The 21,624-nt window shown below is 40.3% G+C and carries 17 protein-coding genes and 1 pseudogene; 1 reads left to right on the top strand and 17 read right to left on the bottom strand.

Annotated elements, in window-relative coordinates; translation table 11 throughout:
• Positions 1-528: 528 nt before the first annotated feature.
• The 4 genes from G322_RS0100655 to G322_RS0100640 all read right to left on the bottom strand — a co-directional run bounded on the left by G322_RS0100655 (position 529) and on the right by G322_RS0100640 (position 5,728).
• On the bottom strand, positions 529-1,107 hold the full coding sequence (locus G322_RS0100655) for a DJ-1/PfpI family protein (protein WP_022939881.1): 579 nt from the start codon (positions 1,105-1,107) through the stop codon (positions 529-531).
• A 139-nt stretch (positions 1,108-1,246) separates the two neighbouring features.
• A complete protein-coding gene (locus G322_RS0100650; RefSeq protein ID WP_022939880.1) occupies positions 1,247-2,728 on the bottom strand; it encodes a DUF2264 domain-containing protein in 1,482 nt (493 codons plus the stop codon).
• Between the two features lie 122 nt (positions 2,729-2,850).
• Positions 2,851-4,452: a sulfatase family protein gene (locus G322_RS0100645; RefSeq protein WP_022939879.1), complete on the bottom strand. Its 1,602-nt coding sequence runs from the start codon at positions 4,450-4,452 to the stop codon at positions 2,851-2,853.
• A 22-nt stretch (positions 4,453-4,474) separates the two neighbouring features.
• Complete coding sequence (locus tag G322_RS0100640; protein ID WP_022939878.1) at positions 4,475-5,728, bottom strand: anaerobic sulfatase maturase; 1,254 nt, start codon at positions 5,726-5,728, stop codon at positions 4,475-4,477.
• A 260-nt stretch (positions 5,729-5,988) separates the two neighbouring features.
• On the opposite strand from G322_RS0100640, the gene G322_RS19580 reads away from it, so the two are divergent.
• Entirely contained in the window at positions 5,989-9,063 is a 3,075-nt protein-coding gene (locus G322_RS19580) for a chondroitinase family polysaccharide lyase (RefSeq protein WP_022939877.1), read from the top strand.
• Positions 9,064-9,450: 387 nt separating this feature from the next.
• On the opposite strand, the gene G322_RS0100630 is transcribed toward G322_RS19580, so the two are convergent.
• The 13 genes and pseudogenes from G322_RS0100630 to kbaZ all read right to left on the bottom strand — a co-directional run bounded on the left by G322_RS0100630 (position 9,451) and on the right by kbaZ (position 21,582).
• Positions 9,451-11,055: a sulfatase-like hydrolase/transferase gene (locus G322_RS0100630; RefSeq protein ID WP_022939876.1), complete on the bottom strand. Its 1,605-nt coding sequence runs from the start codon at positions 11,053-11,055 to the stop codon at positions 9,451-9,453.
• 154 nt (positions 11,056-11,209) lie between these two features.
• Positions 11,210-11,281: pseudogene (locus G322_RS24710) on the bottom strand (hypothetical protein); the annotation flags it as partial.
• A 336-nt stretch (positions 11,282-11,617) separates the two neighbouring features.
• Positions 11,618-11,851: a hypothetical protein gene (locus G322_RS0100625; RefSeq protein ID WP_022939875.1), complete on the bottom strand. Its 234-nt coding sequence runs from the start codon at positions 11,849-11,851 to the stop codon at positions 11,618-11,620.
• Between the two features lie 620 nt (positions 11,852-12,471).
• Positions 12,472-13,554 (bottom strand): glycoside hydrolase family 88/105 protein, encoded by a 1,083-nt coding sequence (locus G322_RS0100615; protein ID WP_022939873.1) that lies wholly within the window; start codon positions 13,552-13,554, stop codon positions 12,472-12,474.
• Positions 13,555-13,566: 12 nt separating this feature from the next.
• Entirely contained in the window at positions 13,567-14,328 is a 762-nt protein-coding gene (kduD, locus tag G322_RS0100610; RefSeq protein ID WP_211217115.1) for a 2-dehydro-3-deoxy-D-gluconate 5-dehydrogenase KduD, read from the bottom strand.
• A gap of 56 nt (positions 14,329-14,384) precedes the next feature.
• The gene (gene kduI / locus G322_RS0100605) at positions 14,385-15,215 is read right to left on the bottom strand and encodes a 5-dehydro-4-deoxy-D-glucuronate isomerase (RefSeq protein WP_022939871.1); all 831 of its coding nucleotides are present in this window, start codon (positions 15,213-15,215) and stop codon (positions 14,385-14,387) included.
• Between the two features lie 47 nt (positions 15,216-15,262).
• Entirely contained in the window at positions 15,263-16,411 is a 1,149-nt protein-coding gene (gene nagA / locus G322_RS0100600; RefSeq protein ID WP_022939870.1) for an N-acetylglucosamine-6-phosphate deacetylase, read from the bottom strand.
• Between the two features lie 2 nt (positions 16,412-16,413).
• On the bottom strand, positions 16,414-16,857 hold the full coding sequence (agaF, locus tag G322_RS0100595) for a PTS galactosamine/N-acetylgalactosamine transporter subunit IIA (RefSeq protein WP_022939869.1): 444 nt from the start codon (positions 16,855-16,857) through the stop codon (positions 16,414-16,416).
• Between the two features lie 58 nt (positions 16,858-16,915).
• On the bottom strand, positions 16,916-17,791 hold the full coding sequence (locus tag G322_RS0100590) for a PTS system mannose/fructose/sorbose family transporter subunit IID (protein WP_022939868.1): 876 nt from the start codon (positions 17,789-17,791) through the stop codon (positions 16,916-16,918).
• Positions 17,781-18,548 carry a PTS N-acetylgalactosamine transporter subunit IIC gene (gene agaW, locus G322_RS0100585; protein ID WP_022939867.1) on the bottom strand — a complete coding sequence of 256 codons (768 nt, stop codon included), beginning with the start codon at positions 18,546-18,548 and terminating at the stop codon, positions 17,781-17,783. The genes G322_RS0100590 and agaW overlap by 11 nt, the downstream gene beginning before the upstream one ends.
• A 40-nt stretch (positions 18,549-18,588) precedes the next feature.
• Positions 18,589-19,089, bottom strand: a complete 501-nt coding sequence (locus G322_RS0100580; protein ID WP_022939866.1) for a PTS sugar transporter subunit IIB — start codon at positions 19,087-19,089, stop codon at positions 18,589-18,591.
• Between the two features lie 33 nt (positions 19,090-19,122).
• Entirely contained in the window at positions 19,123-20,289 is a 1,167-nt protein-coding gene (locus G322_RS0100575; protein ID WP_245542271.1) for an SIS domain-containing protein, read from the bottom strand.
• 6 nt (positions 20,290-20,295) lie between these two features.
• Entirely contained in the window at positions 20,296-21,582 is a 1,287-nt protein-coding gene (gene kbaZ, locus G322_RS0100570) for a tagatose-bisphosphate aldolase subunit KbaZ (protein ID WP_022939864.1), read from the bottom strand.
• Positions 21,583-21,624 lie beyond the last annotated feature (42 nt).

The raw sequence follows: 21,624 nt of genomic DNA, 5'->3' as shown, positions 1-21,624 counted from the left end.
GTCAGCTCGGACACTAAGACAAGGCGCAGTATGATGACAATGGCTAGCCCTTATCGAATACTGCAACGCCGAATTAGTTTTCGAGCTGACGACCCGAAGGGCAAGCTTTGAGGCAAACACCTTCGTTGTTAAAAAGTATCGATTGAACCCGTTAGACCTTCAACTTTCTGCCTAGAACCTACTCACCTCACAGCGTACTGAATTTTGCACCTTGAATGATAACGGGTATATACCAAAGGAACTAAAAAGGTGAGCAGTCTTACTTGTTAAAATCATCCCTACCAGCGTTGTGAGTTTTATTACGAACGTCCTGTTCTTCACCACTATGTGGCCTGCTAAAGCAGTTCAAAATAGTTCCAGACAATTTTTTGAAGTGAGAACAACTATCTAAAGCATTAATGTTTTTTAATTAATGCTTCGCTAGAAGATTAACGTAGTTAATCTCTCGAAAGGTGCCACTCACGCTTTGTTAGTGCTAATTTTTCCTGCGCAATACATGATCAGTTTCTCAATTCCATTGGCATAATGCTATAAAGGCCAATGATCAAAGTAAATATGCTGTGCTTGCCAATCAACCTTCTCTTGGTTATCAGCCAGTAGCATTTTAGCCACAGTAAAAGCAAATTCGAAGCTAACTCCTAGACCTTTACCACTGATAAAATTGCCGTCTATCACTACTTTTTTATCCTGAAAGTTACCATCACTAAATTTCTCATTTAGCCCGGCTCCAGTTGTATAATTACGCCCTTCAAGTAGATTATGCGCAGCTAGCACTTTTGCCCCAGAAGAGCACAATGCACAGATATATTTCTGTTGTTCAATATGCTTTTTAAGGAAATCAATAACCATTGCATTTGCAGATAAATTATCCGTTCCTTTTGGACCACCCGGCATCATCACCGCATCGTAAGTTTCAGTATATTTTTCTTTTAGCGTGTAATCGGCTGTGATACGAGTTTCAAAATAGGTTTCTAGCGCGGTTGTTTCCATGCATGACAAAACATCAACTTTAATATCTAAACGGCGCATAATATCGATGAATACAACTGCTTCACCTTCTTCAAAACCATCCGCTAACAATACTGCTACATGCTTTACCATTGTCATTATTTATCCCATTTATAAAAGCGATTACAAAACCATAGCGCAAGTATACAAAACATAATAGACTTTCACTAGCTTTCATTTGCTTTTAAATAAAAAGAAGTAAATGTACGAATGATCCAGATCACATCATTAATAATAATCAGAAAAAATGACTCATTTTAGATGAGTAACAAGTTATGCCCTTACGTAACAAATTATTCTTAGGTCGTTTTGCTCGTCCTGTTATTTTTTCAGAGAAACAATCTAACCACGTTGGTTCAACTAAGCGGCGTAATAATGGCGACTGCAAATCGATATACTCCGTTTTGAATACAACCACGACTTCCTGTGTTGCTCGCGTTCCTATTACCAACGCTTCAATCGTGTCTAATGTAAAAGAAAAATCTTCCTGTTCAACCGGTAATGGAGTTTCTTTAGCCTCCCACAAACCACTTCTATCACCACTGTAAATTGCAATATTTAATGCACGTAATGACCAAAAACTACTTGCGGGTCCACTGTAGTTATCCACTAAACGCACATCATCGCCGAATAAACCTTGGGTTGGAGCTCCGTTAGCTAACGCACCATTAGTAATGAAATAACGTAAGTTACAGTGAAATGCTCGCCGTGCCTCACCGACTGTTATGGCATCTGAGCCTTGATCTATAGCGGCTAATAAAGGGGCTGGTGCAGCGAGTCGATAACAGGCACTTCGACCAAAAAATGGGATACCTTGTGCAGTAAAAAAATAGCGGTATCGAGACACAAAATCACTATGTGCTTGCTGGATAAACGGTCTATCAAAACTCGGGTCTATCTGATCTAACCAATATAGAGAGTAGAAAAAACCCCATGCATTGTAATAATCATAATTACCTTTTGCACCGTCTCTAAACCAGCCATCCCCTACATAAAATTCTTTGATGCGCTGATATTTTTTCTGATCAACATAATCTTCACCAGCCAAGGATTTAATCACCACTTGCACGGTCAATGGAAACAGATGCCAATTGTTATCTACAGTCTGACAATGGTTCACCTGCTTAAACCACTCTAATACTTGCTTCTGTTGCTCACTCTGTAAATGATCCCAAACCCACTCTTTAGAAAGCCATAAAACCAATGCTAAATCAGCACTTTCACAAACTTTTTGATCATAATCATGAAGATCTCCCCAATATCCTATGTGGCTTGGGTTGGTGCCTGCTAGAAACGCCTGCTTGATAATTTTTATAATATCAATGATCTGACCATCTAGCCCCTTAAGTGACAACCCCTTTTTACCATTGGCATTTAGCCAAACAGCGAGCGTTGGTAATACACGGCTTACTCCTTCAAGCGCATCTGTTCTCGCACTCTGCTGGCTAGGTCGTCCAGGATAATAAGCATGGCTGTGATCCCACACTGCATAATGATTAAATGCTTCAGCAACATAACTCACTAGCTGTTCACATTGATTTTTTAAATTATCTTGGTCACTGTTAAATAACTCCCGAATAGTCTGATCGTGTTTTTTATAGGCTGGCTTACGATTCTTTAAACGGATTAGATTTTCTTTAAAAAGTTTAAAATACATGCTCGCATCAGGATGTTCATAAGGGATTTTTGGTCTTTGTGTGGCGCTAATTATTTTACTCATAAATAAATTTCAGTCTGAATATTTAGGGGAAGAAATAGAGAAGAAAGCATAACAAGCCGTACTATCGTATGTAAAACCGGACGCACAATGCATCCGGCAGTCACTTTTATTTACTGATTCAATTATTTAGCTGAATCTGTCAACACTTTATAACGATCCTGACCCCATGCAATAGGTGCAGGTTTATCTTTTATCCATGTGTAAAATGCATTTTTCAGCTCTTTTACTTTTTCTGGGTATTTTGCCGCTAAATTAATTGATTCAGCTGGATCTTTTGCGTAATTATATAATTCGAGCTCATGATTTCCGCCATCATAAAAATGTAGCGACCAGTTCTGATCTTTAACTGCCCATTCACCTACAGAGTGCTTTTCAATAAATGGACTAGGTATAAATGTTTGCTCTTCAAACGTGATCCATTTCCAATAATGGCTCCAGAAGCTGGCACTTTCAGGCGAATAATGTAACGCGCGAGGACCCGCCCAATATAAGTATTTATGTGGCACTTCTTTTTTGTTTTTTAATACTGGCATAATATCTTTACCGTCAACATTCATACTACTTGGAATCGCTATATTCGCAGCAGCCAGCGCAGTCGGGAGGATATCCATCGCTGATATCATCGTATTATTCACTTTACCTTCTGGCAGTTTACCTTTCCAATGCGCAATAAAGGGGACATGAACACCCCCACGGAAACGCGTACCTTTAAAGCCACGATCCATACCATTCATTGGCATTGGCGATTCAAATACAGCACCGTTATCTGACAAGAAGAAGATCAAAGTATTTTTGTATTCCCCTACCTCTTTCAACTTATCAATAATTTTGCCAATACCTTCATCGGCGGCATTAATATGTGCATAATATTTATCAACTTCAACATTACCGGTATTAAAACGATCCATGTATTTAGCCGGCGCATTTTGCTCTAAAGGAATATGAGGTACACTAAACGCAAGGTTAATATAGAAAGGTTTATCAGACGATTTTTCAATAAAGTTAATCGTTTCTTTGGTTAAATTATGAGTGATATAACCAGGAGACGGAATATTTACGCCATTTTGGAAAATAGCGGGGGAGTTATACAGCGCAACGCCCGATGCATAATAACTGTAGGTATAATCAAAACCACGATCTTCTGGCCCATAACCTTTTACTGCTGCAGGGATTTGATTGTGGTGGTAATCACGACTACGTACATTTTCATCTATTTTAGTTTTTTCCACCGGAGCATTATGCCATTTACCAATGTTCGCAGTGGCATAACCACCCTCTTGCAATAGCTCAGGTAATAAGGTGATATCAAGCGGGATACCTAATTTTGCATCATCGTTACTGTAAGTACCAAAGCTATGCGGGTGTCTGCCAGTCATCATACCTGCGCGTGAAGGTCCACAAACAGGGGTTGCAACATACGCATTAGTCATGCGTACACCTTCGTTTGCAAGTTTTGTAACATTTGGCATTGAGCGTTTTGCAGCGTCATATAAAGTATCAAAATCACCATCATAACGCATTGGTACCAAGCGTTTTTTAAGTGTTTTTTTATCTACTTTATCAAGCATAAAATCCAATTGTGCAGTCCCTAAATCATCCATGACAATGACCAGAATATTAGGTTTCATAGCATGGTTTGTGGCAAAAACGGTAACAGGTGTGATAGCACATGCAGCTACAACCAGCCCTGTTAATAGCGTTTTTGGGGAGGTCAATCTCTTCATGTATATTCCTTAAGGTTGGGGTTTATTTAATAAAATTAGAATGACGAATCATTGGCATAACATTGGCGGCTAAACCACCACGCTTAATCTCCTGAGTCATCAGATGCATAGCAGTCGTAGTATGTTTAAAAATACGTTGGTATGATGGGCATAAATAGTTCTGCTTAAATTTTTCACCTTCAATAGACTTAATACGGTGTTTAGGGCAGCCACCATGACAAAGAGCTTGTACTTCACAGCTTTCACATTTACTGGTTAAGGTTTTATATTTAGCTTCACCAAAGCGTTTTTGCTGCTTACTGGTCGCCATTTTAGCCATATTATTCTGACGAATATTACCCAGTTTATTCGCCGGATAAACATAATGATCACAGGAATAAAGATCACCATTGGCTTCAATGATCATCGCCTGTCCACACTCACGAGACTGCACACAAACTGATGCAGGGTAGCCCATCCAAGTGGCTAGAATACTGTCAAACATACGCACAAATACGGTGCCGACATCCTCTTTAACCCACTCATCAAATACCTCACTCATAAACTGACCATATCCATCTGCTGGTACTGAAAAATGAGTCAATGAAGGTGTCGCAGAAGGGGAGTAATGGCCACTATTTTTTTGCGATTGACAGCTTTGGTCAACTTCAACAATGGGAATAAACTGCAGATGCTTTGAACCAAGCGACTTTAATAACTGATAGGTCTCTTTGCCTTTATCCCAGTTCTGGTCATTAATCACAGTTAATGTATTAAATTCCACCTTATACTCAATCAATAATTCAATCGCACGCTTAACACGTTCAAAGGTAGGGTTGCCGTTCACTGAAATTCTGTATTTATCATGTACTTCTGGCGTACCGTCAATAGATACACCAATTAAGAAATTATTTTCGGCGAAAAACTGTGCCCACTGACGGTTAATCACAATAGCGTTGGTCTGAAAGCTATTGCTAATATTTTTTCCATCGGCATACATTTTCTGGTATTTAACCGCATTACGATAAAAATCTAAGCCCGCCAGCGTCGGCTCTCCACCTTGCCAGGCAAAATCGATATCGTCGCTATCCTGTGAGCGAATGTAATCACGAACATAACGTTTTAATGTCGCCTCTGTCATATAACCGTGCGTTTTACTTTTTACTTGGTCAGGAATTTCAAGAAAAATATCTTCTTTTTCAAGATAGAAACAATAATCACATTGCAAATTACAGTGGTAGCTGGTCGGCTTAGCCATCATATGAAAACGTGCTTGTGGTAAATGTGAATTTGTCATATAAGACCTTTTGAATGCTTTCGAATAACAGCAAAAACAATTATACGTAAGCATTCGTAAAAATATATGACAGTGATCACAAACGTAAAAATACATTCAATATAAATTAAATGTATAAATAACGACCAGACCAAAAAAACAAAACAAAAGACAACGAAACACCAAAGTTACTGTAAAATTGTGAATAAGATCAAAAAACTTTCTTTTTAATTCACATAACCTTTCGATTCAAATTAAAATGGAAGAAAGGAAAGGTAAAAATGAAAGTTAATATAAATAAGTCATTAGTCGCATTAAGTGTTTTTATTGCATTATCTGCTTGCCAAAACGAAAGCGACATCATAGGTTCAGGAAATAATAAAAACCTTGAACCAGGTGGCTATATGTACTTTTTTGAACAGGGCATACCTGAGTCAATCAGCACTTCTAGTCTTTATCCACTAGAAACAACTACCGAGCACTACAAAGATGGTCAGCACTCACTAAAGTGGCATTTTTCCCCAAATAGTAAGCTTATCTTCAGCCAAGACATTGGTTATAAAAAAGATGATAGCGAGATCACCCCCAGCACTTTTATGGCTTGGATTTACAATGAAACAGCAATAGATGGAAGCATCAATTTCAGCTTTGGTTCAAAAGATACAACAGATGCTTATTTTAACTATTCACTTGATTTTAAAGGCTGGCGAGGCATCTCAGTACCTTTTCGAGATATGCAGGGCACCGCAGCTGAAAACATGAACAAACTCTCCATCACCGCCCCGGATAGCGCAGGAAAAATTATCCTGGATCAAGTGATGATGGCGGTACCAGTTGATAACCGCTGGCCAACCCCCGACTACCAGCAGCCCTTTGTAAATCCAGGTGTTACCGATATGCCGAGTAAAAACTGGACCGCATTATTAATGTACGATCAGATGTTAAAAGAACAGCAACCAACATTTAATTTTGATCTTGATTTCGACGATACCCAAGCCGGCACCAAAAGTATTTATATTAATTTTGATAATTACCTAGCAGTTAACCCCGATATAAACATCAGCCAGGAGAAAATCGATGAGAATCTGGCAAAATATATTCCCTTTCAAATAATCAATAACCCCGACGGCAGCGTAACAGGTAGGCCAATCATTTATCCCACTAGCCATAAGTATATGAAAACGGGCATTATCAGTGATGAAACACTGGACATGTTACAGGATGTTGAGTCCATGAGAGTACTGGGTAAAACGATGAAAGACACCGCAAAATATTTGCGAACTACCAGCCTTTCCCCAGCCAATCGCGACAAACTTGAGGCGACATTTATTAACGCGACACGTTACTTTCTTGATCAGGGAATGGAAGGTGGATCTGGCCTTCAGATCGTCTCACACTTAGGCTATCAAACCCGCGAACTATTTGACGCCCTATTTATCGCGCGTCATCTTGTTGCCAAAAGCCAGCTACTAGAACCGGTACAAAAATCGATGATGTGGTTCAGTGCTGCTGGCCGAATCTATGAAAAGAGTGAAGATATTACCTCTTCTAATGTCGATATTCTCAATACGCAATTGCAGTGGATGATTAAAAGCTTCTTGTTACTTCCAGACTATGCAGAGCGTGAAGCGATACTTACACAGCATCAGACTTGGCTGAGTGAAACCTTGTTAGCATCTGATGGTGTTGGTGGCGGATTTAAACCTGATGGCTCTACTTTCCACCATTCACAACATTATCCTGCTTATGGGAACGACGCTTTTAAAGGCTTGTCTGGTGCTATATACGGATTAGGAGACAGTCCTTTCCAGATCACTCAGGAGGCACATGAACACATCAAGTTTACTCTACTGATGATGCGGGTTTATAGCAAAGCACGGATAACCCCGATTGTATTAAGTGGTCGCCACCCTACCGGAAAGCAGAAAATTGCCACATCAGCGTTCAAATGGATGGCCCTGGCAGGATCACCTGATGGCCATAATAAAGTTGATGCCGAACTAGCAGCCGCCTATGCAAATCTCACCAAGGTGGCTGAGTTTGAAAGCATTAAGGCAGAAGATGAACCGACGGGAGTTTGGGCAATGAACTACGCCACTATGGCCATCGCTCGAGGCCAAAGTCCGGCAAATCCAGAAAAATCGTGGCTAGCAATAGCACGAGGCTTCAGCCGTTATCTGGTCGGTAACGAGACCTACGCAGTGAATAACTTGTATGGTCGTTACTTGCAGTATGGTCAGCTAGAGATCACCCCTGCAGATCTATCTAAGCGAGCCTTCAGTCACGATGGCTGGAACTGGAATCTGTATCCAGGAACAACAACAATTCAGTTGCCCAACGAGCAGCTGAAAGCGGTGCTTGGGCAGCTACCATCAGCTGGGATAGAAGAGATGCTACTCTCTACTGAAACCTATGCGGGAGCCAACACCCTAGATAACAACAATGCCATGTTTGCCATGAAGCTACACGGCCATAGTAAGTATCAACAGCAGAGTCTGCGAGCGCGTAAGTCTTACTTTATGTTTGCTAACAACATCATTGCTCTAGGCTCAGGCATTCAAAATGACGACAGTCAGCATATGACTGGGACCACTCTCTTCCAGCATAGTGTGCCGGATCTGCAAGCGATTGAGGTAAATGGTAGCTCAATAAACACTCTAGATACAACAGAGATACTAAAAGACGAGATAACCCTAGAAGATCCTGCTGGTAACCGCTATTTCATCACCGCAACCGATAATGAACCAGTTCGTATTACCTACGGTATGCAACAATCCAATCACCAAGGAAATGGACTCCCTACCAGTGGCTTATTTGCTACCGCAGTCATTGAACATGGTATTGCCCCGACTAGCGGAGGGTACGAATATGCCATCAAGGTTGAGGCTCAGGATCTGCTAAAACCACAATACACTGTGATTCAACGTGACGATCTGGTGCATGCAGTCCGTAGTGAAGGGGGAGTTGAAGCCTACGCTTTCTTTGAGCCGGCGTCGATTAATGCAAACTATGTACTTGCCTCTAACGCACCAACGCAAGTGATGGCCAAAATCAACTCTGAAGGGCTATTGCAGTTGAGCGTGGTAAATCTTGACCTAGCGATTTATGCAGGAATAAATGCAGATCAAGTTGATGCAAACGGTGAGCAGATTGAGGTTAGTATTTACAGTCGACCTTGGCGCTACAACCTATCGCAACCGGTAAGCAGTACCATAACAATTAAAGGACAGTGGCAATTAAACATGCCGAATGACAATGCCAATGTGCGAGCGAGCCTAAAGGGAGATAATACCTTAGTTACCATTACTACGGTTGATGCAACAGCTCAAAAATTTGCGTTAAAAGCAACTCGATAGCAGCGTAAAATATTCAGGGTAAAGGCATATGCACTTACCCTGATCACCATCAGCAAAGATTAAAGATTATACCAATGGAATTAATGAAGTGATCAAGTGTTGCACAGGAAAAATGAGCACTAACAAGGCGTGAATTGCAGGAGATAGTTGTTCTCACTTCAAAATTTACAACACAGTTAGGGTGATTTTAACAAGTAAGACTGATCACCTTTTTAGTTCCTTTGGTATTAGATAACTTCCAAGCATACTCTGTAGCAGTGATAAGCCTAACTTACCTCAACATTTGTAGAATAGTTAACATAAATTAAACCCAACGCTTGATCCGTAAACAGATATTTTTACTGAGGAAAGTAGATATATAAGCCCCCTCAATAACGGGGGCCTCAATTAGACTTTACAATATGAGAGACGGGAAGAAGCCAATATGTCTTTCCGCGCTTGCTCAATTGCTTTTTGATCACCACTCTTTTCGAGAGGGCGAATCGTTTTCAAATAAATGTCAATTGATGAGTCACCTTTATGGTGATGGTAACCCAGATCATGTGAACGCCAACGCTGATCGATCACTGCTTCCTGAGTGAAAAATGGATCAACATTGTTTGCTACATAATTTTTAAACTGTGCGCGCATTTCTTCTAGCAAAGCCAGCGATTCAGCTTTATGACTTAAATTGGTCATTTCGCCAGGATCATTAAGCATATCGTATAATTCTTCATCATTATTTTCCTGATAAACAATATATTTATAGCGCTCAGTTCTCATCATGCGGCCGGGCTGTATGGTCATTTCTCTATTTGTATGCCACTGACATACTACTTCATTTCGCCAGTCAGCAGGTTTTTTACCTTGTAAAAGAGGCATCAAAGAACGCCCATAAATATTAGCTGGCGTGTTGATCCCCACATAGTCACACAATGTCGGTAAAAGATCACAAAGTGAAACAAGCTCATCAAGTGATTTTCCTTTGGGAAGATCTGGTGCTGAAAACACAAAAGGAACATTCGTTGACTCATCATAAAACCAGTTCATTTTAGTGACTAATCGATGTGCTCCCATTGAATCACCATGATCAGAAAACAATACCACTAGTGTTTCATCTTCTAAACCTTGCGCTTTTAATGTCGCCAGTACTTGTGCAATACAGTCATCAACAAGTTCAATGTAATGGTAATAAGCTTTTAAATACTGCTTAAAATTAAGCTCACTCCACTCAGAAGTCTGCCTTGTGCGGTTATGCGTACAACAAGCAAACTGTACTGATTTAGAGCGACTCATTAAATCATCATTTGCTTCAAAGTTTTCAGGTAACGGGGGCAGTTCTCCAATTCCTTCGATATCACCATGCTTACCTTGAAATTCCCCAACCCAACCACATATATTATGAGGATTATTAAATTCAACCGCCATTAAGAAAGGTTTATCACCCTTATAATTATTAAGATAGTTGACACTCTCTTCTAAACAGTAAACATCCTCTCGGCTATCGTAATTAACCGGGAAAGCGTCTGTTGTTTTAACTTCTTTTTGTATCTGCTCTGCACTATCAAAACCAGCCAAAGAACCGTAATCATGGCGTTTTCCAAAATGCTTACATTCATAGCCAGCTTCAGTAAATAACTTACCTAACGTGTCCATTGTCTCTGGAATATTGGGGCTACTATTAGCAATAACACCCGTTTGATGAGGTAATTTCCCAGTCCAAAAACAAGCTCTGGAAGGCGCACATAAAGGAAAAGAACAATATGCCTTTTCAAAACGCGTTCCCTGTTTAATAATTGAGTCTATTGCGGGGGTTTTTACAAAGTCATTGCCATACCCTGCCACTGCTTTTTTGGCTAATTGATCAGCGGTAATAATTAATATGTTCTTAGGGTTTGACGGTTTATTTAATACAGTGCTTGTTCCAGACAAAGCACTAGCAGACGGTGCGAGAACACCAGCTGCACTAGCTACAACACTTCCTTTAAGAAAGCTACGACGCGATATTGACATGTTAATACTCCTCTTTTACTAAATTAAAAGTAATCGCAGTCTGACTACGTTAACAAGTATGTAGACATTGGTGCATGTTCAGACACTTATGCAATTCCATTAAATTAATGGAATTGCTATTGTTAGACTACTATTCTTTGTTAAAAATTGTACATCAGACCACACGGTAGCGTAGCTGACGTTCATCGGTTACACGGCTCACCTTTACATCACCCAATTCGATATAAGGCTTCCATTGCTATTGTTGATAACGAATTCGGATATTCTGCTAATAGTCTTTGTCACTATTATCATACAGCGGAACATCATTATTCAGCTCTTTCCGAAGCTAACCTGATATTGAAAATTTCAAGTTTTTTTCCTATAAATCAACCAAAAATCAATACGTTGAACTTGTTATTTATCCTTTGTACCCCTCGCTTTATTATTAAAAATCTGTTTGTATCGCATCTGCAGACGGATTTTATTATCCGTCATATCTTTAATGCTTAATGAAAGGAGATACAGTTGATTATTAGTCGTTAAAATATAATCGAAGCCAGGAAGTACAACGAGGTTTTTATTATGACGTTAGAGGTAGAAAAACCCCCATATCATAGGATGATACGGTCATGCCTTGTAAAAAATTAGAATCACGATTACTGGTCATTGTCGCATCAAATTCTAGCAATAAATTATCTGCGGAAATATAGGTTTCTAACCTGTCAGCTTTCTTTTTTGTTTCTTCAGAATAGCAGTGCCTATAATCAAGCTTAACTGAAATATTTTCTGCCGCAATAGCAGAAAAGGGCACCAATAATAGCCCCTGCACGAATATAACGATCCCGCATATTTCTGTTATTAACCTCATTTTAGCACTTTGTATTATGAATACTTATTGAACAAATAATATACAATAAAAAATACGATAAAGCTTTTATCAAACAACGAATATGATATATCAAAGGGTAACGAAAGACGAAGCGAAACAACTTCGAAAGGTAATGGCTGAAATAAAAATAGACATCAAAAAAAACAAACAGAGCCTAATTAATATAACAGATATTAAATCAAAGCCGCAAAAATGGGTATATGCATTGTTAGATGCCTACCGTTGCAATTCAATATACAACGTTGAGCAAGTGGTGAGGTGATTATAGACAGAAAGTTGAAGCGATAATGGGCTCAAACGAGACTGACTAGAAAATTGTAAAATACCTAAACTCAATCAATCTAGAAAGAAGATTAACATCTTCTCGCTTACCGTTCACAAGGTAACGAAGAAATCATCCTGCCACTTGCACTCGGATCACTAGCGAGCAGCTAACTATCGATAAGATGCTCCCGCTTAGCTTTTTTATCGACCCCAAACACACTCAACATTCTCATAAACTTACCCCTAAAACTAAAAAACCCCAGCAATCTGGGGTTTTTATTTTAGTCAGCGAGAATAGCAACTTCTGTTGCAGCCAGCATAAATGCTCCTGCACCATAATCCATGTTATGTTCAAACTTCACATCACGTGGGTTAAAGGCTGGCAGCTGCACCCAGCCCATCATGCCATTTTCATGAACGGCTGTTTGCAGTGCAGCCCAAGATGATTCAACAACGGGAAGATATGTCTCTTTATCTAAAATACCGTTATTAATTCCCCATGCAAGGCCATAACAAAACAAGGCGGTTGCACTACTCTCAGGAGCAGGGAAGTTATCAGGGTCTAATAAACTGGTGCGCCAGAATCCATCTTCCTGTTGATATTTAATAACTTCGGCAGCCAATGCAGTAAACAGGTCAATATAAGGTTGACGATGTTCGAAATCCTCAGGCAGACGTGCCAGAATTCGCGGGCATGCTGCCAACATCCAACCGATACCACGCGACCAGAATACCTTCTCACCATTAGCCTCACGAAACTCAGCCCCGCCGTCACCGAACTCATCACGGTACTTCTGGCCTAGCTCAGTTGGCATATAACGGTAATCACGGTAAAACAGGTTCGTTTCTGAATCATAGAGGTGATCAATCGAATCCCAGAAAGCCGTATGCATGTAATCAACATATTTGCGCTCGCCGGTCACTTTAGACAAAGCAGCAAAGGCAGCTGGCGCCATAAATAGCGAGTCCACCCACCACCAGTCACGATGACCTGGTTTCGGATCATCAAGCATGATATCAAATGCTTTAATAGTTGGTTCCAGCGCTTCAGGGATATTTATTGTTGGGTAAACGTCCAGATAGGCTTGAGCACAAACATGGTCATCCGCAAAACGCGGAAATGCACCGGTACGAAAACCTGTGTGCAGTGCATAATTCATTACACCATCAAGGTATTCACTATCATCAGTTGCTGTCCAGGCAGCGGCTGTACAAGACCAAAATACACCACGTTCCCAGTCCGTATCCTTGATAAAGCGAGTCGCGCCGCTACTACGGATCACACTGCGAGTCTGGTTTTCAGACTGATAGCGGTATACCTTTTTCATTAACTGTAAAACACTTTCTTGAGTACCTAAAGTCATTAGCTTTACTCCTTAGCGTGCTAACCAACCGCCATCAACAGCAATGGTGTAACCATTCACATAATCACTCGCAGCAGAAGCAAGGAAAACAATAGGGCCAGCTAAATCTTCTGGCGTTCCCCAACGATTTGCTGGAATACGCTCAAGAATAGCCGCATTACGCTCTACATCAGCACGCAATGCTTCAGTATTATCAGTTGCCATGTAACCAGGTGCGATAGCATTAACATTTACTTTGTACTGTGCTAATTCGTTCGCTAGCGCTCTTGTTAGACCCATTACCGCTGATTTACTTGCCGTGTAAGAAGGCACTCGAATACCCCCTTGGAAAGATAACATAGAAGCGATATTAATGATTTTACCGCCCTCGCCTTGCTTAACAAATTGTTTAGCAACGGCTTGAGCTAGGAAAAAGACTGTTTTCTGATTAATGCTAATTACGTCATCCCAGTTTGATTCTGAAAATTCAAGAAAATCTTGGCGACGAATAATACCAGCATTATTCACTAAGATATCAACACGTCCCATTACTTCTACACTTTCAGTAACGATATTTTCAAGTTTATCTTGAGCCATTAGATTAGCCGTAATGTAATGAAACTTACGCCCTAATGCTTCAATTTTAGCCTTCGTTTCTGGTGCCGGCTGATGACCGACACCAACAATATCTGCGCCAGCTTGAGCAAGGCCAATGGCAGAGCCTTGACCAAGACCCGTATTACAACCAGTTACAATCGCTACTTTTCCGCTTAAATCAAAATTGTTCATAATTATTATCCTACAAATGAGTTAACTGCTGTCGCAACAGCATAAATTAATAAGTAAATGGGTTATTTTAAATCGCTCATTGCGACATGGTCCATATCGTGGAAGGTTTGGTTTTCACCCACCATCCCCCAAATAAATGTATAAGGGGCAGTACCAACACCAGAGTGAATAGACCAACTTGGGCTAATAACCGCTTGTTCATTACGCACCACAATATGGCGAGTTTCACTAGGCTCACCCATATAATGAAAAGCAATATTGTCGTTTTTCATATCAAAATAAAGGTACACTTCCATACGACGTTCGTGCGTATGGCAAGGCATGGTATTCCACAAGCTACCTTGCGCTAATTCTGTCATGCCCATTAATAACTGACATGTTGGTAGTACATCTGGGTGTAAGTATTTATAAATAGTACGAACGTTACAGTTTTCCTGATTACCAATTTTTTCAGGTGATGCCTGAGCACGTGTAATTTTACGTGTTGTGTAAGCATGATGTGCTGGTGCACAATTTAGATAAAAACGTGCTGGTTGACTTGCATCGGCACTCACAAAGCTAATTTCTTTGGCACCCATCGCAATATAAATAGCTTCTCGCGCAGCTATTTCAAACGTTTCTCCATCTACAGTAACAATGCCAGCTTCACCGATATTGATGGCTCCTAACTCTCTGCGTTGTAAAAAGAAATCAACACCGATCTCTTTTCCACCCTCAAAATTTATCGGTGTAGTTGTTGGTACTACAGCACCAACAATGATGCGATCAATATGACTGTAAGTTAGATTAATCTGGCCTTCCTGAAACATATCTTCAATGAGAAACTGCTTGCGTAATCCTGCAGTATCTAACTGTTTAGCGTGATCGCTATGAATTGGTTGACGAATTTCCATTTTTACCTCTTAATTTTTAGTTGAATTTGTTGCTGACTAAATAGAATTTATTTTTGATATTCCCACTTGCCATTAATAATGGTGCCTTGCACCTGAAGTTCATTATTCATAATGGTAAAACTTGCGTCTAAACCTACCGCTATACTACCCAAACGGTCTTCAAGGCCTAAGTATTTTGCAGGAACAGCTGATGCCATTTGCACAGCTTCCCAACGTGGCACATCGCTTTTAAAGACCATATTTCGTAACGCTTGATCCAAGCTACAAGTACTACCCGCTAAAGAGCCACACGGACTACGTGCTTCACCGTTAGTGACGGTAATCACTTGAGCGCCTAGTTGGTAATCACCATCATCTAAGCCACCAGCACGCATACAATCAGTAATTAATGCGATGCCTTGATAACCTTTCATTCGATATGCAAGTTGCATCATAACGGGATTGACATGAATACCATCAGCAATAAGCTCTGCTAACATATCGTGATACAAAACAGCACCACAGCAACCTGGCTCACGATGATGCAATCCACTCATACCATTAAACAAATGCACCCCACAGTCAGCGCCAAGATGAAAGGCTTCAGTAACTTGCTCAAAAGTTGCATCCGTATGTGCAACAGAAGTTTTTATACCGTTTTCTGTTAGCCAACGGATAGCTTCCATAGCCCCCTTACCTTCTGGTGCAATCGCAGCTCGAATAAGTGAACTACCCGCCACCTTTTTTAATTCCTGTAATTCAGGAATTGTCGGTAATTTCAAATAAGCGGGAGGGTGTGAACCTCTATGGGGTTCGGTAAAATAGGGACCTTCTAAAAAACTACCCAGTAACTGTGCGCCCTGAGCCTGTTCTTTCTGGGTAAAAATACGGACGCAGGCTAAAGCGTCTAAAATATCCTGCCACGGTGCCGTTACTGTAGTACCAACCCAGCCGACAACGCCTGTTTCAGGTAGAGCGTCTGCTATATTTTGTAAAGCAAGCGATGTGGCGTCCATCACATCTGCACCATGACGACCATGAATATGAATATCAATAAACCCGGGTAAAAGTGATAAACCTTCAAGCTTTATTAGCTCACAATCTGTAGGGATATCTTTTGTAATAGAAGTAATTTTTCCATTTTTAACAACCACAACTATGTTTTTTTCAATGCCGGTTGTAGTGAATACGTGATCAGCAATTAACGCATAATGCATATTTATAATCCGTCTTCCGATTCAAGTTCTGGCTCACTAACCATCATTTTTTCTAGCTCCAAGCGCATGTTTTGTATACAGGAAGTGCCAATCTCTAGAATAACTTCAACAAGCTCTTGTAAGTTTGCACCATCACGTTCGAAAGCAGCATTTGCAATCATCGGTAAGTTCGCCCCGGCAATCAGTTCAACATTCTGTGATTCCATTAAAATTGTTGAGGCACGATTCGAAGGAGAACCTCCAGGTAGATCCGCTAAAATCAGAACCCCCTCACCAGAATCAACTTCTTTTACTGCCTGACGTAATTTATCTTCTAATTGGTCCGTTGACATTGACTCAACAAAATCAACATAGGCCATCTGTTCCTGTTCACCTGTAATCGCTTTAACCGCCGATTGCATTCCTGTTGCAAAGTTAATATGTCCTGAAACAACAATACCTATCATGTGGAATCCTTAATAATAGGGGAGGTATCCCTCCCCTTAAATAGATGTGAAAAGTGCGTTATAAAACACCTAGGAAGTGGCCAATAACACCACCCGCTAAGGTTGCAAAAATTAAGACGGGTGGCTTAGCCCAGAAACCACTGCCTTTAACCATTTTCAACATAAAGAATACCAGTATGAGTGGTAACAGATTGGGCATGATTTTATCGAGCAATGCCGTTTGTAGTTCAACAACCGCCCCCCCCATCTCTACAGATAAGGTTGTCTGCACTTTAATGAACGTAGCCGATAGTGCCCCAATAACAAAGATACCCATTATATTGGCGGCTTTAGCCATTTTCTCTGTTGAATCAGCCATACTGACCATCGCGTTAGTACCCGCTTTATAGCCCATAAATATCAAGCCAAAGTACACGATAAAATGTATTGTTTGGTATAATATGAAGAAAACAAACGGCCCAGCAATTGAGCCTTCAATCGCAATGGAAGCACCAAGTGCTAATGTTAATGGCATCAAGGTCATATGATCGAGTGCATCACCGATACCACCTGTTGGCCCCATCCCCGCAACTTTCATTACGTTAATGGTTGATGGCTTCTCTTTGTTTTCTTCCATTGCTATGGCAGTACCTAGCAGAAAAGTAAACAGCTTAGGGCTAGCATTAAAGAACTGTAAATGGTTCTTCAGTGCGGTTGCAAAATCACGTTTATTATTACCATGAATACGTTTTAATGCCGGAATGATGGAATAAACAAAACCACCCGCCTGCATACGTTCAAAGTTAAAATTACCTTCCATAAACAGACCACGGATAGCACACCACCATAGGTCTTTTTTAGTAATAACTTGACGTACTTCAGCATCTTGGTATGCGTCAATACCATCAGTTAATATTTCTGTATTTTTAGTCTCAACTACGTTATTAGATCCCATCTTCAAATTCCTCTACTTCTTGATTGTTTGAATTATTTGTACCACTAAAGAAGAAGTACAATGCTGCGAGTGACGCACCAATTATTGCAACAGCCATAATCGGAAGTTGTAGATAAGTCGTCATTACAAAGCCGATAAAGAACACACCAGCCACTTCTTTTGACCACATAACTTTAAGTAGCATTGCAAAACCAATTGCAGGTACCATTTTCGCGCCAATACCTAGACCTTCTAATAGCACTGTTGGAGCATTCTCATCAATCCAAGCAGCACCACCTTCACCAAAATAAATGGTCAAGAAACCAGCTAATGAATACATTAATGCACGCAAGGTAATAGTGCCGTAGAGAAGATTATCGATACCATTCGAGTCCCCCTTATTTGCATAATCATCCGCTTTACCCATTGTGAATGCGGTCATTGCGAAGAAACCAATCACTAACATCTGCATCATAACGGCAATAGGCATACCAACACCCATTGCAACGGCCGCTGATTGTCCAGTCATTACTGCAAATGCTACTGCAGCAATAGTACCTAGTGTCACATCAGGTGGCTGAGCACCTGCGTTAGGCACAAGCCCTAACCATGCTAACTCAAGTGTTGCACCCGCAATCAAACCCGTTTGCATATCCCCCATAATCAGACCAATGACAGGACCAGTGATTAACGGGCGGTGAATATTTAATGCGACATCGTACTTATCGATACCACAAAAGAAGGCCCAGAGAGCGACCAATAAAGCTTCATACATCATACTTATTTTCCTTTTAAGTAAATTTAATTTTAAATTAGGCTTACATCGAAGCCACGGCTTGTTCTAAAACACAAACGGGTTTCTGATCTGGAGTATTCTGAATGGTGCACGGAACGCCGAGTTTAACCATTCTCTCAAAGGCCTTAAGGTCACTTTCGTTAACCGAGACTGTTTTAGTGATCTGCTTTTTACCTTCGTGGAAATGCATATTACCCACATTACACTGGGTTATTGGCACACCACTTTCCACTAGCTGAGCCACATCTTCTGGTGAGTTACACAAAATAAATATTTTTTGTTTCGCAGAGGCTTTACTGATCACATCAATGGTTTTTTGCAGCGTAAAAAAGCGTACTGCATATTCGCCACCCGCAGAGGCTTTCATTCCTGCTTGCATAAAAGCAGCATTAGGCCCTTCTGCGGCTTCGTTATTTGCAACAAGAATCAAATTAGCTCCTGTTTGCTTACCCCAAGTGATACGAATTTGTCCATGTAATAAACGTTCATCAATACGTGTCCAAACAATATTAGGTGCTGTCATAGTTATTCTACCTATTAGTTATTATCTTAATGGTTAAGAATTAAATGAGTGAATAGTTACGCCCTGTACAACTCGGTTTACTTCGCCAGTTGGACAAGGGTTATCAGGAGAATTATTAAGCGATATCGCACGGTGAAAAGCATAAATCTGTGCAAAAATCATATACGGGAATAATAACTCAGTATCACAAGCGGCTTGCATGTCAGTGACATAAAAATGTTCACCTTCTGTAACAGCTTGATCAGATTGCGCAGTAATAGCGATAACTTTACCTGCGCTCTTATCTCGTCGTAGTTCTTTTAACAAATCGAGATCATATTTACGCGTGTAAGCATCATTAGAAATGAAGACAACAATTAATGTTTTATTATTAACAATGGATTTAGGACCATGGCGAAAGCCTAAAGGAGAATCGAAAGTAGCAACCACTTCACCCGCGGTTAACTCTAATAATTTCAAGGCAGACTCTTGAGCAAGACCTTGTAAAGTACCACTGCCTAAATAGATAACGCGCTCATAGTCACAGCTTGCAATCTCAGTGATTGGGCTATTAATCTGTGCAATCAAGGTTTCAGTTACTTGACTTATCTGTGCTACTTTTTCACTCATCTCTTCATTACCAGAAAGTACCGATATAGCGGCAATCATCATTGAAGAAAAGCTAGATGTCATCGCAAATGACTTGTCATGCGTTTCTTCAGGCATCAATAAAGCTAATACTTTACTGTTATTAACGCTACTTTTGTGAAGTAGCCCTTCCTTGTTGCAGGTTAAAAATAGGTGATAACAGTTCGTTAGACACTGATCAGCTAACTCAACAGCAGCCACACTTTCAGGGCTATTACCAGAACGAGCAAACGATACCAATAAAGTAGGCAGATCTTCTGCAAAATACTGACCCGGATTAGAAACGATATCAGTCGATGCAATTGCTTCAATCCTACGACCAGTCAATTTTGCTAATGACGGCGCTAACGACTGCCCAGCAAATGCTGAAGTACCCGCTCCAGTCATCACTATGCGCAGATTTTCATGAGCAAATACCTTATCCATAAATGGGCGAATATCTGCTTGTCTAATTTCAACAATCTCTTGCGTTTTTTTCCAGCATGATGGCTGTTGCTCTATCTCTTTTGCAGTCCAATACGCTTTTAATTTTTCTAACTCGTTTTCTGAATAACCTAAATATTGATTCATCATTTTCATTTAACCTTTACTTTGCTGACATGCAGATGCGTAACTGCGTAATACTTCTTGAATACTATCTAATACCAAAGATTTTGGATCTGCATTCACTGTCCCTTCACGTACAGCTTTAAACTGCACTGGTAAGTATTGACTTAATAGTGGTAACGAGATGCCTGTACGAGATAAATTAGTGAATAGTTTATCTTGTGCATGTTGAATTGATTTTTCAGGCCAGTAATAACGGATGCGATCACTGAAGCTATAACTGCGTGAGAAACGCTGTTGAGATTCAGTACCTTGATAATACTTTTCCCAATAATCAGGATTTTCACACATCACTTCTTCAATAATATTTTTGAAGTTTGAGCAATGTGCTTTGGTAACAATTTGCTCTTCAATATCAGCAAGACTATAAAGCGCCTCACGCATCGCAAAAGTTAATGCAGGTCCCACTTTTAATATGGCAAAATGTCCTGCTACTAATGCTTTATAAGTATTATCAGTTTGGTAATCGGTTGAGTGAGCTTCAAATACCAAATTATCGTAGTCATTTACGACCTCACTCAGTTTTTTTGCTTTTTCTGGTTGGAAATCAATAATACCCGTGTGATCGAATTCAACACCTGGCTGTACAACTAAACCAATGACACGAGGCCAGCAAGCAGCTACTCCAGCTTTCTCAAAAGCTTGTTTATGGCAATTAATCGTTTTATGAGCAGCTTCTGGAGAAGTAACTTCTAACTCTTCTAGCTCTTCGGCTGCACCACCTGGCACAGGAACTTCAGTACCGATCACGTAAACAAGTTCGCTACTGCCAAATGCTTTAATCGCTGTTTTTTCAGCTATATTTGCCAAGCGAGCCGCGCGTTGTGCGACAATTTCATCAGAAAGTGGAACAGGATCATCCGCACAAGACATGCTGCAATCAAGATGGATTTTTGTAAATCCAGCTTGCACATAAGCTTCTATAAGGTCATCAGCATTATTCATAGCTTCATCAGAAGCAATATTCTGCCAACGGTTAGGACCGAGGTGGTCACCACCTAAAATAAGGTTTTCTGCAGGAAACTTAACTTTTTTTGCAAGATCTAAAACAAACTCTTTAAAATCAGCAGGTTTCATTCCAGTGTAACCACCAAATTGATCAACTTGATTAGAGGTAGCTTCTATTAACAATAATGATTGATCATTTAAAGCTTGGTTAAGTGCCGCTTCAATGACAAAGGGGTGGGCTGAGCAGACAGAATAGATACCATTCTTTTCGCCTGCTTTATTACGTTGTACTACTTTTTTAAGAATACTCATATACTAACTCCACAGTAAATATTTACAATGTAACAGTGGAGT

This window comes from Psychromonas hadalis ATCC BAA-638, from assembly GCF_000420245.1.
Classification (GTDB): domain Bacteria; phylum Pseudomonadota; class Gammaproteobacteria; order Enterobacterales; family Psychromonadaceae; genus Psychromonas; species Psychromonas hadalis.
Note: the sequence above shows the minus strand (reverse complement) of the source record. Positions and strands in the feature narration are given on the sequence as shown.